A 14,669-nucleotide genomic window follows, 5' to 3' on the forward strand; every position below is an offset into this window, starting at 1 on the left:
TAGTAGATATCGATAAACGGACCCTGCTTAGGCAATTTCAATGATCACAAGGTTGTGATCAGATCATGAGGACATGGTCATGCTAAATAAATTTAAACAAATACAAGAACAATGGGGTGGCTCAAGCGAGGTCATCGATCATTGGCTCGAAACTCGACAAGCTCTCATCGTCGAATATTGCAAGCTAGGTGCCTTGCAGCCAGCTAGCAACGGGCAATCAAACGTTGTTGAACTCCCTTCTCCTAAAGAAATAAGCTCATTCTGCGATCATGTTGTCGATTATATCTCAGAAGGCCATTTTAAGATCTACGATATGGTCATGAAGAAATGGCAAGCAACAGGCTTTAAAACCAATGACGAGATTGATACAACTTACGCGAAGATCGTACTCACAACCGAGCCGCTTCTAGAGTTCAATGATAAGTACGTTAAAGTAAGTGCAAACGATGAGTTGCCTAGCTTCGAAGGAGATATGTCGAAGGTAGGTGAACTACTCGAAGTGCGTTTTGAAGTAGAAGATAATCTTATCCAGCTTATTGCAGACAGCTTAGCGATTCCACCAGGCGCTTAGTTAACTGAACCCTTAAGAAGCTTGCCTCTGTGCAAGCTTTTTGTTTTGCCCATAATTCCCCTGCCCACTCAACTTTGTTGAAGCCTAAGTACCACCAGCAAACCACCAATCCGTATCTACGACTCATCCACGATGATCCTCTTTCCACCAATGCTTGTGATTCACCGGCTAGCATCAGTAAAAGCACGCCTAAACCCATACACCAATAACCCAAACGCCAGATACAAAAAAGGCACCCGAAGGTGCCTTTTTGTTATCTCTTAGAAATTACTCTTCTGAAGAGAAGCCTGCATTTAGAAGTGCTGCAAGGTTGTCAGTAGCTTGTTCAGCTGATGGACCTTCCTGCTCTTCTTCACGCTTAGCTTGACGCTCTTGGTGGTATGCGAAACCAGTACCAGCTGGAATCAGACGACCAACAATTACGTTCTCTTTCAGACCGCGAAGGTCATCACGCTTACCAGAAACCGCAGCTTCTGTTAGTACGCGAGTCGTTTCTTGGAACGATGCAGCTGAGATGAATGACTCAGTTGCAAGAGACGCTTTAGTAATACCTAGTAGATCACGTTCGAAACGTACTAGTTCTTTACCTTCAGCTTCTAGCTTACGGTTAGCAATCTTCACGTTGTGGTACTCAACTTGTTCGCCAGGTAGGAACTGAGAGTCACCAGAATGTGTGATTGTACACTTACGTAGCATTTGACGAACGATAGTCTCAATGTGCTTATCGTTAATCTTAACGCCTTGTAAGCGGTAAACTTCTTGAACTTCGTTCGCGATGTACTGAGTTACTGCGTGGATACCACGTAGACGCAGGATATCGTGTGGAGTTTCAGGACCGTCGGCGATTACATCACCACGTTCAATCTTCTCACCTTCGAACACGTTCAATTGACGATGCTTAGGAATCATCTCTTCGTAAGTGTCACCACCTTCACGAGTGATTACTAGACGACGCTTACCTTTCGTTTCTTTACCGAAAGACACAGTACCTGTGTGCTCAGCAAGGATCGCAGGCTCTTTTGGCTTACGAGCTTCGAATAGGTCTGCTACGCGTGGTAGACCACCGGTGATATCTTTGTTACCGCCAGATTTCTGAGGGATACGAGATAGTGTGTCACCAATGCCAACTTCAGCGCCATCTTCAATGTTTACAATCGCTTTACCAGGTAAGAAGTAGTGAGCTGGCATTTCAGTACCAGGGATCATTACATCGTTACCTTGCTCGTCAACAAGTTTGATAGCTGGACGCATATCTTTACCTGCTGCTGGACGAGCCGCTGCGTCTGTAACTTCAGAAGAAGAAAGACCTGTTAGATCATCCGTTTGACGAGAAACAGTTACGCCATCGATCATATCAACGAACTGGATGCGACCTGCCACTTCAGTGATGATTGGCATAGTGTGCGCTTCCCAGTTAGCTACAACTTCGCCAGCTTCTACTGCGTCGTTGTCCGCTTTGCTCAGTACAGAACCGTAAGGAAGTTTGTGCTTCTCTTTAGTACGACCGAACTCATCAATAATCGTCATCTCAGATGCACGAGAAGTGATAACTAGCTTCTTGTCTTTGTTGATTACGAACTTAGCGTTGTGAAGTTTCACAGTACCAGTTGTCTTAGCTTGGATGCTGTTCTCTGCTGCTGCAGTAGATGCCGCACCACCGATGTGGAACGTACGCATCGTTAGCTGTGTACCCGGTTCACCGATAGATTGTGCAGCGATAACACCAACTGCTTCACCTTGGTTCACTAGGTGACCACGTGCTAGGTCACGACCGTAACACTGTGCACAACAACCGAAGTCTGCATCACAGGTAACAACAGAGCGCACTTTCATGCTATCTACAGAGTTGTCTTCCATGATCTGACACCACTTCTCATCAATCAGAGTATTACGTGGGATCAGTACATCTTCAGTACCAGGCTTAAGAACGTCTTCAGCTACTACACGACCTAGAGCAAGCTCAGAAAGTGCAACTTTAACGTCACCACCTTCGATGTGAGGCATCATGTCGATACCTTCGTGCGTGCCACAGTCATGTTCGTGTACTACAACGTCTTGAGCAACGTCTACTAGACGACGAGTTAGGTAACCCGAGTTCGCTGTTTTCAGTGCCGTATCCGCAAGACCCTTACGAGCACCGTGCGTTGAGATAAAGTACTGAAGGACGTTTAGACCTTCTTTAAAGTTCGCAGTGATCGGCGTTTCGATGATTGAACCATCTGGACGCGCCATCAGACCACGCATACCTGCTAGCTGACGAATCTGAGCTGCAGAACCACGTGCGCCCGAGTCGGCCATCATGTAGATGCTGTTGAACGATTCTTGCTGTTCTTCTTCGCCGTCACGGTTGATAACTGTTTCAGAAGATAGGTTATCCATCATTGCTTTCGCAACGCGGTCATTCGTAGATGCCCAGATATCGATAACTTTGTTGTAACGCTCACCCGCAGTAACAAGACCAGATTGGAATTGCTCTTGGATTTCGCGAACTTCTTCTTCAGCAGATTCAATTTCATCGTATTTCGCTTGAGGTACAACCATATCGTCGATACCTACAGAAACACCTGAAAGTGCAGCGTATGCAAAACCTGCGTACATGATTTGGTCAGCGAATACTACTGTGTCCTTAAGACCAAGCTTACGGTACGCTTCGTTAAGTAGGTTAGAAATTTGCTTCTTACCTAGCTTTTGGTTAACGATGCTGTACGGTAGGCCAGCTGGAACGATTTGCCATAGCATTGCACGGCCAACTGTTGTGTCAACCAGCTTCGTTTCAGTAGTGCTGTTACCATCTTCGTCTACTACGGTCTCAGTGATACGAACTTTAACGCGAGCGTGAAGCTCAGCAGTCTTAGTACGGTATGCCTTCTCAGCCTCTTCAGGGCCAGCAAGGTACATACCTTCGCCTTTCACGTTGATCTTTTCACGAGTCATGTAGTAAAGACCCAATACAACGTCCTGAGAAGGTACGATGATCGGATCACCTGACGCTGGCGACAGAATGTTGTTTGTCGACATCATCAGTGTACGTGCTTCAAGCTGTGCTTCTAAAGTTAGAGGCACGTGTACCGCCATTTGGTCACCATCGAAGTCGGCGTTGTATGCCGCACACACTAGTGGGTGAAGCTGAATCGCTTTACCTTCGATTAGTACTGGTTCAAACGCTTGGATACCTAGACGGTGAAGTGTAGGTGCACGGTTAAGTAGTACTGGGTGTTCGCGGATAACTTCGTCTAGGATATCCCAAACGATAGCTTCTTCGCGCTCTACCATCTTCTTAGCAGCTTTGATTGTCGTAGCCATGCCACGAGTCTCTAGCTTGCTGTAGATGAACGGCTTAAATAGCTCAAGTGCCATCTTCTTAGGAAGACCACACTGATGTAGACGAAGGTATGGACCTACTGTGATTACAGAACGGCCAGAGTAGTCTACACGTTTACCTAGAAGGTTCTGACGGAAACGACCTTGTTTACCCTTGATCATATCAGCAAGAGATTTCAGAGGACGCTTGTTCGAACCTGTGATTGCACGACCACGACGACCGTTATCTAGAAGTGCATCAACAGACTCTTGCAGCATACGCTTTTCGTTACGTACGATGATGTCCGGAGCAGCTAGCTCTAGAAGACGCTTCAAACGGTTGTTACGGTTGATCACACGACGGTAAAGGTCGTTCAGATCTGAAGTCGCAAAACGACCGCCATCTAGTGGTACTAGAGGACGTAGATCTGGCGGAAGAACCGGAAGTACAGTCAGAATCATCCATTGCGGATCGTTACCCGATGCAATGAACGCTTCAACTAGCTTCAGGCGCTTAGTGATCTTCTTACGCTTAGTTTCAGAGTTAGTTGTTTCCAACTCTTCGCGCATTTCTTCCACTTCTTGATGAAGGTCCATTGTTGCAAGCAGATCTTTGATCGCTTCTGCACCCATCTTAGCAGTGAATTCATCACCCCACTCTTCTAGGCGATCTAGATACTCTTCTTCAGTAAGCATCTGAGATTTTTCTAGATCAGTCATACCTGGTTCAGTTACTACGTACATTTCGAAGTAAAGAACACGTTCGATATCACGTAGAGGGATATCCATTAGTAGACCGATACGAGACGGTAGCGATTTTAGGAACCAGATGTGAGCAACTGGTGAAGCAAGCTCGATGTGGCCCATACGGTCACGACGAACTTTAGTTTGTGTAACTTCTACGCCACACTTCTCACAGATAACACCACGGTGTTTCAGACGCTTGTATTTACCACAAAGACATTCGTAGTCTTTAACTGGACCAAAAATACGCGCACAGAACAGACCATCGCGTTCAGGTTTGAACGTACGATAGTTGATCGTTTCAGGTTTTTTAACTTCACCGAAAGACCATGAACGGATCATGTCTGGTGAAGATAGACCGATTTTGATTGCATCAAATTCTTCGGTCTTATGCTGCGCTTTTAGAAAGTTTAATAAGTCTTTCACAATCAGCTCCTGTAAGGAGTTAAAAGGGGCTCACCCGCAAAAGTGAGCACCTTCAACCAAATAATCTCTTTTCTTTAGAAAGAAAGAAGGGATTACTCTTCGTCTTCTAGCTCGATGTTGATACCTAGCGAGCGAATCTCTTTCAACAGTACGTTGAACGATTCTGGCATGCCAGGTTCCATGCTGTGGTTGCCATCTACGATGTTCTTGTACATCTTAGTACGGCCGTTAACGTCATCCGACTTAACTGTTAGCATTTCTTGAAGCGTGTAAGCAGCACCGTATGCTTCTAGTGCCCATACTTCCATCTCACCGAAACGCTGGCCACCGAACTGAGCTTTACCACCAAGTGGTTGCTGAGTTACTAGGCTGTACGAACCAGTAGAACGAGCGTGCATCTTGTCATCAACAAGGTGGTTCAGTTTCAGCATGTACATGTAACCTACAGTTACAGGACGCTCAAACGAGTCACCAGTACGACCATCAAACAGTTTAAGCTGACCAGATTCTGGCAGATCACCCAGTTTAAGTAGTTCTTTGATTAACGCTTCAGAAGCACCATCGAACACAGGAGTAGCAATCGGTAGACCGCCACGTAGGTTCTTGATCAGTGTACGAACTTGATCATCAGACAGTTCAGCAATATCAACTTTCTGACGAGTATCACCAAGATCATAAACCTTCTGTAGGAACTCACGGAACTTATGAAGTTCTTGTTGTTCCTTAACCATTTGGTTGATCTTGTCACCGATACCTTTCGCTGCCAGACCTAAGTGTACTTCTAGGATCTGACCGATGTTCATACGCGATGGTACACCCAGTGGGTTAAGTACGATGTCTACAGGCTGACCTTTCTCATCGTATGGCATGTCTTCAACAGGGTTAATCTTAGAGATTACACCTTTGTTACCGTGACGACCCGCCATCTTATCACCAGGCTGGATACGACGTTTAACCGCTAGGTAAACTTTAACAATCTTAAGAACGCCAGGCGCTAGATCATCACCTTGAGTGATCTTACGACGCTTAGTTTCAAACTTCTTATCGAAGTCTGCTTTTAGCTCATCCCACTGCTCAGCAAGTTGCTCAAGCTGTGTTTGTAGCGCATCGTCTTCTAGAACTTGCTCTAGCCATTGCTTACGACCGATCGTATCAAGTTTAGCTTCAGAGTAACCACCAGACAGAAGTACAGCTTTAACACGGTTAAGAAGGCCACCCTCAAGAATTTGGAACTCTTCAGTTAGGTCTTTCTTAGCTTCTTTAAGCTGCATCTGTTCGATTTCAAGTGCACGCTTGTCTTTCTCTACGCCATCGCGAGTGAAGACTTGTACATCGATGATAGTACCCGAAACAGAGTTTGGTACACGTAGAGAAGTATCTTTAACATCAGATGCTTTCTCACCGAAGATTGCACGTAGTAGCTTCTCTTCAGGAGTCAGTTGAGTTTCACCTTTAGGTGTTACTTTACCAACTAGGATGTCGCCACCCTTAACTTCAGCACCAATGTAAACGATACCTGACTCGTCTAGTTTAGACAGAGCAGACTCACCTACGTTTGGAATATCAGCTGTGATCTCTTCAGAGCCCAGCTTAGTATCACGAGCCACACAAGATAGTTCTTGGATGTGGATTGTCGTGAAACGGTCTTCTTGAACTACGCGCTCAGATACTAAGATCGAGTCTTCAAAGTTGTAACCGTTCCAAGGCATGAACGCGATACGCATGTTTTGACCAAGTGCTAGCTCACCAAGGTCTGTTGAAGGACCGTCAGCTAGTACGTCGCCACGTGATACAGGTTCACCCGGTAGCACTGTAGGACGTTGGTTGATACATGTGTTCTGGTTTGAACGCGTGTACTTAGTTAGGTTGTAGATGTCGATACCAGCTTCGCCAGGTACTAGCTCATCTTCGTTAACCTTAACTACGATACGAGAAGCGTCCACAGACTGAATCATACCGCCACGTTTAGCAACCGCCGTAACACCAGAGTCAACTGCGATGTTACGTTCGATACCAGTACCTACTAGAGGCTTATCAGCCTTAAGTGTTGGTACCGCTTGACGTTGCATGTTCGCACCCATCAATGCACGGTTCGCATCATCGTGTTCTAGGAACGGGATAAGCGATGCAGCGATAGATACTACTTGGTTTGTCGCAACGTCCATGTAGTCAACGTGGTCGCGTGGGTGAAGACCAGATTCACCTTTTTGACGAGCAGTGATTAGCTCATCAGCGAACGTACCTTCTTCAGTAAGAACGGTGTTCGCCTGCGCGATTACAAATTGACCTTCTTGGATTGCAGACAGGTAATCAACTTCGTCTGTTACTACGCCATCTACTACACGACGGTACGGAGTTTCTAGGAAACCGTAATCGTTACAACGTGCAAATGCAGACAGTGAGTTAATTAGACCGATGTTTGGACCTTCAGGCGTTTCGATCGGACATAGACGACCGTAGTGAGTTACGTGAACGTCACGTACTTCGAAGCCTGCGCGCTCACGAGTAAGACCACCAGGACCTAAAGCAGAGATACGACGCTTGTGCGTAACTTCTGACAATGGGTTGTTTTGGTCCATGAACTGTGAAAGCTGTGAAGAGCCAAAGAATTCTTTAACTGCAGCTGAGATAGGCTTAGCGTTGATTAGATCTTGAGGCATGATTGCATCAAGGTCACCAAGGCTTAGACGCTCTTTAACGGCACGTTCTACACGAACTAGACCAACACGGAATTGGTTTTCTGCCATTTCACCTACAGAACGGATACGACGGTTGCCAAGGTGGTCGATATCGTCCACTTCGCCTTTACCGTTACGGATGCCGATCAGTTTCTTCATCACTTCGATGATGTCTGATTCATCCAGAGTACCGCGCTCTTCTTCTTCTTCACGCTCGATAGAGCTGTTGAACTTCATACGGCCTACAGTTGATAGGTCGTAGCGTTCTTCTGAGAAGAATAGGCTTTCGAATAGAGACTCTGCAGCTTCTTTCGTTGGTGGCTCGCCAGGACGCATCATGCGGTAGATTTCTACCAATGCAGAGATGCGATCTACTGTGCTATCTGCACGTAGAGTGTCTGACATGAATGGACCATGGTCTAGGTCATTCGTGAACAGTACTTCTAGAGCTTTGTGACCTGCTTGAGATAGGTTAGCAAGTGCCTCTAGGCTGATCTCTTGGTTCGCGCCAACGATGATCTCGCCAGTTGCTTCGTTGATGTAATCTTTAGATGCAACTTTACCAACGATGTACTCTACAGGTACTTCGATGTGCTCAACGCCATCTTTCTCAAGTTGACGAATGTGGCGAGCAGTAACACGACGACCAGTCTCAACGTAAACTTTACCGTTTGCTTCGATGTCGAATGACGCAGTTTCACCACGTAGACGATCAGGAACCAACTCCATAAGAAGAGTTTGGTCTTTCACTTCGAAGTTCACCTTGTCGAAGAACAGATCTAGGATCTCTTCAGTTGACTTACCTAGTGCACGAAGGATGATTGAAGCTGGTAGCTTACGACGACGGTCGATACGTACGAATAAGTTATCCTTAGGATCGAACTCAAAGTCTAACCATGAGCCACGGTAAGGAATTACACGTGCGTTATAAAGAACTTTACCAGATGAGTGGGTCTTACCCTTATCACTGTCGAAGAACACGCCTGGGCTTCGGTGCAGCTGGGATACGATAACCCTCTCGGTACCATTAATTACGAAAGTACCATTGTCTGTCATAAGCGGAATTTCGCCCATGTAGACTTCTTGTTCTTTAATGTCTTTTACAGTACCTGCTGGCGCATCTCGATCAAAGATAACTAGACGTAGTTTAACGCGTAGTGGCTTTGAGTAAGTTACACCACGGATTTGACATTCTTTAACATCAAAAACTGGCTCACCAAGACGGTAGCTAACGTATTGCAGCTCAGAATTGCCGTTGTAGCTCTGAATTGGGAATACAGAACGAAAAGCAGCCTCAAGACCGTATTGACCTTCTGGATCCTGTTCGATGAATTTATCGAAAGAATCAAGCTGGATCGATAACAGGTATGGAATGTCCAAAACTTGTGGACGAGTACCAAAGTCCTTACGGATGCGCTTTTTCTCGGTATAAGAGTAAACCATGGGGTTCCTCAGCTCGCTGATAAGTGACCCAAACTACCCAAAACACTCCTCGGAGGGGGTAGTGACTAACAGCTGTTTAATGTAGTGAACAATCATATCGAAAACATGACTGTTTTTTTGCTCGGGTTATGACGCTTAAACAGCGGAAAATTCGTCATAGCCCTACAGCGCAAAAAGGCCGGTGGTTAAATAACCACCAGCCATTAGCCTTGCGGCTAAGAAATTAAGTAATAATTACTTAACTTCAACAGAAGCGCCAGCTTCTTCTAGCTGTGCTTTAAGAGCTTCAGCTTCAGCTTTGTCAACGCCTTCTTTTAGAGGTGCTGGAGCTGAGTCTACAAGACCTTTAGCTTCTTTAAGACCTAGGCCAGTTGCGCCACGTACAGCTTTGATAACTTGTACTTTGTTAGAACCAGCAGAAGTTAGGATAACGTCGAATTCAGTTTGCTCAGCAGCAGCATCGCCGCCAGCAGCGCCACCAGCTACAACTGCAGCAGCAGCTGATACGCCGAATTTCTCTTCCATAGCTTCGATAAGCTCAACAACTTGCATTACAGACATTTCTGCAACTGCGTCTAGGATTTGCTCGTTAGTAATAGACATAACAATTCTCTTTTAAGTCAACAATAAGTTTAATTTGCAACCAGTGAAAAGCAAGGCTTAAGCCGCTGCTTCTTCTTTTTGGTCACGTAGTGCAGCGATAGTACGAACCAGCTTGCCAGCAGAAGCTTCTTTCATGCACATCATTAGGCGTGCGATAGCTTCGTCGTAAGTTGGTAGTGTCGCTAGTACTTCAGCATCAGTAACTGCGCCTTCAAATGCAGCAGCTTTGATCTCGAAATCTTTGTTCTCTTTAGCGAAGTCTTTGAAAAGACGCGCTGCAGCACCTGGGTGCTCGTTAGAGAACGCGATCAGAGTTGGACCAGTGAAAGTGTCAGTTAGACACTCGTAGTCTGTACCCTGAACCGCACGACGTGCTAGTGTGTTACGAACAACTTTCATGTAAACACCCGCTTCGCGAGCTTGTTTACGTAGAGAAGTCATTGCGCCAACTTCAACGCCACGAGAATCAGCTACAACTGCAGAAAGTGCACCATTAGCTGCTTCGTTGACTTCAGCAACAATTGCTTTTTTGTCTTGAAGATTTAAAGCCATTTGGATTAACCTCTGGTTGTGATTACAGCACCCATTACAGTGTGTAATGAGCGTTTACGATGCTAATAAATATGAATCACTTCATTTAAATTAGGCACCGCCTACGTAGGTTTTATTAAGCTGTAGCTCCGAAAAGTACAGCGCCTACGGTCTTGGGATAGATAATTTGAATTGCTTCAAATCACCCAACCACAAATATTAGGCGCAGAAGTATACACTAAATCTGCGCCTAAGCAAATTAGTTTGCTTGAGTGTTCAGGCTAGCCTGATCAACAGCAACACCAGCACCCATAGTAGTAGAGATGCTTACTTTCTTCAGGAAAGTACCTTTCGCTGAAGAAGGCTTAGCTTTCTTAAGAGCAACTAGAAGAGCTTCTAGGTTCTCTTGAAGCTGGTTAGCTTCGAAAGATGCTTTGCCGATAGTAGTGTGGATGATGCCGTTCTTGTCGTTACGGTAACGAACCTGACCAGCTTTAGCGTTCTTAACCGCTTCAGCAACGTTAGGAGTTACAGTACCAACTTTAGGGTTTGGCATAAGGCCGCGTGGACCTAGGATAGTACCTAGTTGACCAACAACACGCATTGCATCTGGAGAAGCAACAACAACGTCGAAGTTCATTTCGCCTTTCTTCACTTGCTCAGCAAGATCTTCCATACCAACAACATCTGCGCCAGCTGCTTTAGCTGCTTCTGCGTTTGCACCTTGAGTGAACACAGCAACGCGGATTTCACGGCCAGTACCGTGAGGTAGCACAGTTGCGCCACGTACGTTTTGGTCAGATTTACGAGCATCGATGCCTAGGTTAACAGCAACGTCTACAGACTCAACGAATTTAGCAGTCGCTAGTTCTTTAAGAAGTGCAACAGCTTCGTTGATTTCGTATTCTTTAGTCGCGTCAACTTTGTCGCGGATTACGCGCATACGCTTAGTAAGTTTTGCCATCTTATTAACCCTCTACCACTAGGCCCATTGAACGAGCAGTACCAGCGATTGAACGCTTCATTGCTTCGATGTCAGCACCAGTCATATCAGCAGCTTTAGTTTCTGCGATTTCTTGGATTTGAGCGTCAGTTACAGTACCCACTTTTTCAGTGTTTGGACGACCTGAACCAGACTTAACGCCAGCAGCTTTCTTAAGAAGAACAGCAGCAGGTGGAGTCTTAGTTACGAACGTGAAAGAACGGTCGTTGTATACAGTAATAACTACTGGAGTCGGTAGACCTTTCTCAACAGATTCTGTTTTTGCGTTGAACGCTTTACAGAATTCCATGATGTTAACACCGTGTTGACCTAGAGCAGGACCAACCGGTGGCGACGGGTTTGCCATACCAGCTGCAACTTGCAGTTTGATATAAGCTTCAACTTTCTTAGCCATGATATTTCCTAATATTTGGGTACATGCGCTAGCCGTAAGGCAAGCTCCCCATAAATTCAATTAACGCTTTTTACTTCCATAGAAGCAAAAAGGCGCGAAATTATAATCATAATTCGCGCCTTTAACAACCCTAAAAAGGTGATTTTTTATACTCTTTTATTTTGAACAAGTTGCTAGTAAGTTATCCACAACTTAGTTCAATTAATCGAGTCTTAGTCCAGTTTTTCAACCTGACCAAATTCAAGCTCAACCGGTGTTGCACGACCAAAGATCGATACAGATACCTTAATGCGGCTCTTCTCGTAATCTACTTCTTCAACAGTACCGTTGAAGTCAGCAAATGGACCATCGTTAACACGAACCACTTCACCTGCTTCGAACATAGTCTTAGGACGTGGAGCTTCGCTCGCTTTCTCTAGACGGTTCAAGATAGCATCAGCTTCTTTATCAGTGATTGGTGCTGGACGATCAGAGGTACCACCAATGAAGCCCATAACACGCGGAATGCTGCGTACTAAGTGCCATGATTCATCATTCATGATCATTTGAACTAATACGTAGCCAGGGAAGAATTTACGTTCACTTTTACGACGTTGTCCAGCACGCATTTCCACTACTTCTTCAGTAGGTACTAGCACATCGCCAAATAGTTCTTCCATGTTGTGCATTTTAATATGCTCGCGTAGCGATTGTGCAACACGACCTTCAAAACCAGAAAAGGCTTGAACTACATACCAACGTTTTTTTGGAGCTTCACTCATGAATCAGAACCCTCTACACCCCAGTCGCTAGAGAAACTAAACGGACCATAATGCCGTCAATTCCCCAAAGCACTAGAGACATAACAATACATACAGCTAAAACGATCAATGTAGTTTGCATAGTTTCTTGGCGAGTAGGCCAAACCACTTTACGAATCTCCATGCGAGATTCTTTTGCAAAATCGATCGCAGCTTTACCTTTAGTTGTTGTTGCTGCAACGCCTAGTGCGGCAGCAATCAGCACAACTACACCTGCAGCGCGAATTACAACAGACAATTCACCATACAGGTAATTACCCACAACAGCAGCGGCTAACAGTACAAAAGCGACTACCCACTTCATTGTATCTGCTGCACTTGAGCTATCAGGAGTTTCAGCGTTTGCTTTCATAAAACCAACCTGTGATAAGTCTTAAATATAGACGACAATAACCCCGCTGTTGCAGGGCACATTCCTTTGCGTTGCAGAACAACACATCTAACAGTCATTTTAGTCAAAAAGACTGTTTAATTCTTTACTAAGAGCTGAAATTGATGCCAATTCGTTCAACTCTTTTTTTAGCGCAGAAAAAGGGCATCAAATGATGCCCTTTTTACTAGTGGTTCGTCAAATCTTATGCAAAGATTTTAGCTACAACACCAGCACCAACTGTACGGCCACCTTCGCGGATTGCGAAACGTAGACCTTCGTCCATTGCGATTGGAGCGATTAGCTCAACAGTCATTTGAACGTTGTCACCTGGCATTACCATTTCTACGCCTTCTGGTAGAGTGATGTCGCCTGTTACGTCAGTTGTACGGAAGTAGAACTGTGGACGGTAACCTTTGAAGAAAGGAGTGTGACGGCCGCCTTCGTCTTTAGAAAGTACGTATACTTCAGACTCGAACTTAGTGTGTGGGTTGATAGAACCTTTAGCAGATAGTACTTGGCCACGTTCAACTTCGTCACGCTTAGTACCACGTAGAAGTGCACCAACGTTCTCACCTGCACGACCTTCGTCAAGCAGTTTACGGAACATTTCAACACCAGTACAAGTAGTAAGAGTAGTCTCTTTGATACCAACGATTTCTACTTCGTCACCTACACGTAGGATACCACGCTCGATACGACCAGTTACAACAGTACCACGACCTTGGATCGAGAATACGTCTTCGATTGGTAGTAGGAACGGTTGGTCAACTGCACGCTCTGGCTCAGGGATGTAAGAATCTAGTGCTTCTGCAAGCTCAACGATCTTGTCTTCCCACTGCTTCTCGCCGTTTAGTGCGCCAAGTGCAGAACCTTGGATAACTGGTAGGTCATCACCTGGGAAGTCGTACTCAGAAAGAAGTTCACGAACTTCCATCTCTACTAGCTCAAGTAGCTCTTCGTCATCAACCATGTCACATTTGTTCATGAATACGATGATGTAAGGGATACCAACTTGACGACCAAGTAGGATGTGCTCACGAGTTTGAGGCATTGGACCGTCAGTCGCAGCAACAACTAGGATACCACCGTCCATTTGCGCAGCACCAGTGATCATGTTTTTAACATAATCCGCGTGTCCTGGGCAGTCTACGTGTGCGTAGTGACGTGATGGAGTGTCGTACTCAACGTGAGAAGTAGCGATTGTGATACCGCGCTCACGCTCTTCTGGAGCGTTATCGATAGATGCGAAATCTTTAGCAACACCACCGTACACTTTTGCAAGTGTAGTACAGATAGCAGCAGTTAGAGTTGTTTTACCGTGGTCAACGTGGCCGATAGTACCAACGTTTACGTGCGGTTTCGTACGTTCAAATTTTTCTTTAGACATGGGGTGTCCCTCTAGGTACGGATTAGGTGGCTTAAAATAAGACCACGCAACCAAAAAAAATGGTTTTCTTTATTAAAGGAGAAGAAGCTTTAGACTGGTGCTAATACCCAGAGTCGAACTGGGGACCTCACCCTTACCAAGGGTGCGCTCTACCGACTGAGCTATATCAGCACACAAAATGAGTTGGAGCGTGCAGCGGGAATCGAACCCGCATCATCAGCTTGGAAGGCTGAGGTAATAGCCATTATACGATGCACGCAACACGTAACTCTGTTTGAGCTATTTAACCTTTAGAATATGGTGGAGAGGGACGGATTCGAACCATCGAAGGCAGTGCCAACAGATTTACAGTCTGCTCCCTTTGGCCACTCGGGAACCTCTCCAAATTTTTGAGCTTTCTCTCGTAGCCTTAAAGG

At 45.5% G+C, this 14,669-nt stretch carries 10 protein-coding genes and 3 tRNA genes; 1 reads left to right on the forward strand and 12 read right to left on the reverse strand.

Annotation, left to right across the window (positions count from 1 at the left end):
- Positions 1 to 73: 73 nt before the first annotated feature.
- A complete protein-coding gene (rsd, locus tag OCV52_RS14825; protein WP_105057680.1) occupies positions 74 to 571 on the forward strand; it encodes a sigma D regulator in 498 nt (165 codons plus the stop codon).
- Between the two features lie 267 nt (positions 572 to 838).
- Here rsd and rpoC read toward each other — a convergent pair whose 3' ends face one another.
- The 12 genes from rpoC to OCV52_RS14885 all read right to left on the reverse strand — a co-directional run bounded on the left by rpoC (position 839) and on the right by OCV52_RS14885 (position 14,636).
- Entirely contained in the window at positions 839 to 5,041 is a 4,203-nt protein-coding gene (gene rpoC, locus OCV52_RS14830) for a DNA-directed RNA polymerase subunit beta' (protein WP_061034323.1), read from the reverse strand.
- A 92-nt stretch (positions 5,042 to 5,133) separates the two neighbouring features.
- Positions 5,134 to 9,162 carry a DNA-directed RNA polymerase subunit beta gene (rpoB, locus tag OCV52_RS14835; protein WP_008224041.1) on the reverse strand — a complete coding sequence of 1,343 codons (4,029 nt, stop codon included), beginning with the start codon at positions 9,160 to 9,162 and terminating at the stop codon, positions 5,134 to 5,136.
- A 234-nt stretch (positions 9,163 to 9,396) separates the two neighbouring features.
- Positions 9,397 to 9,765, reverse strand: a complete 369-nt coding sequence (rplL, locus tag OCV52_RS14840; RefSeq protein ID WP_061034324.1) for a 50S ribosomal protein L7/L12 — start codon at positions 9,763 to 9,765, stop codon at positions 9,397 to 9,399.
- A 57-nt stretch (positions 9,766 to 9,822) separates the two neighbouring features.
- A complete protein-coding gene (gene rplJ, locus OCV52_RS14845; RefSeq protein ID WP_004737075.1) occupies positions 9,823 to 10,317 on the reverse strand; it encodes a 50S ribosomal protein L10 in 495 nt (164 codons plus the stop codon).
- A gap of 238 nt (positions 10,318 to 10,555) precedes the next feature.
- Entirely contained in the window at positions 10,556 to 11,260 is a 705-nt protein-coding gene (gene rplA / locus OCV52_RS14850) for a 50S ribosomal protein L1 (RefSeq protein ID WP_061034325.1), read from the reverse strand.
- Between the two features lie 4 nt (positions 11,261 to 11,264).
- Positions 11,265 to 11,693 (reverse strand): 50S ribosomal protein L11, encoded by a 429-nt coding sequence (gene rplK, locus OCV52_RS14855; protein ID WP_026084318.1) that lies wholly within the window; start codon positions 11,691 to 11,693, stop codon positions 11,265 to 11,267.
- Between the two features lie 212 nt (positions 11,694 to 11,905).
- Entirely contained in the window at positions 11,906 to 12,454 is a 549-nt protein-coding gene (gene nusG, locus OCV52_RS14860; protein ID WP_032549909.1) for a transcription termination/antitermination protein NusG, read from the reverse strand.
- 13 nt (positions 12,455 to 12,467) lie between these two features.
- On the reverse strand, positions 12,468 to 12,845 hold the full coding sequence (gene secE, locus OCV52_RS14865) for a preprotein translocase subunit SecE (protein ID WP_004737071.1): 378 nt from the start codon (positions 12,843 to 12,845) through the stop codon (positions 12,468 to 12,470).
- A 223-nt stretch (positions 12,846 to 13,068) separates the two neighbouring features.
- A complete protein-coding gene (gene tuf / locus OCV52_RS14870) occupies positions 13,069 to 14,253 on the reverse strand; it encodes an elongation factor Tu (protein ID WP_105057636.1) in 1,185 nt (394 codons plus the stop codon).
- Between the two features lie 95 nt (positions 14,254 to 14,348).
- A tRNA-Thr gene (locus OCV52_RS14875) sits at positions 14,349 to 14,424 on the reverse strand.
- Between the two features lie 13 nt (positions 14,425 to 14,437).
- A tRNA-Gly gene (locus tag OCV52_RS14880) sits at positions 14,438 to 14,512 on the reverse strand.
- A 39-nt stretch (positions 14,513 to 14,551) separates the two neighbouring features.
- Positions 14,552 to 14,636, reverse strand: a tRNA-Tyr gene (locus OCV52_RS14885).
- Positions 14,637 to 14,669 lie beyond the last annotated feature (33 nt).

Source organism: Vibrio chagasii, from assembly GCF_024347355.1.
Classification (GTDB): Bacteria; Pseudomonadota; Gammaproteobacteria; order Enterobacterales; family Vibrionaceae; genus Vibrio; species Vibrio chagasii.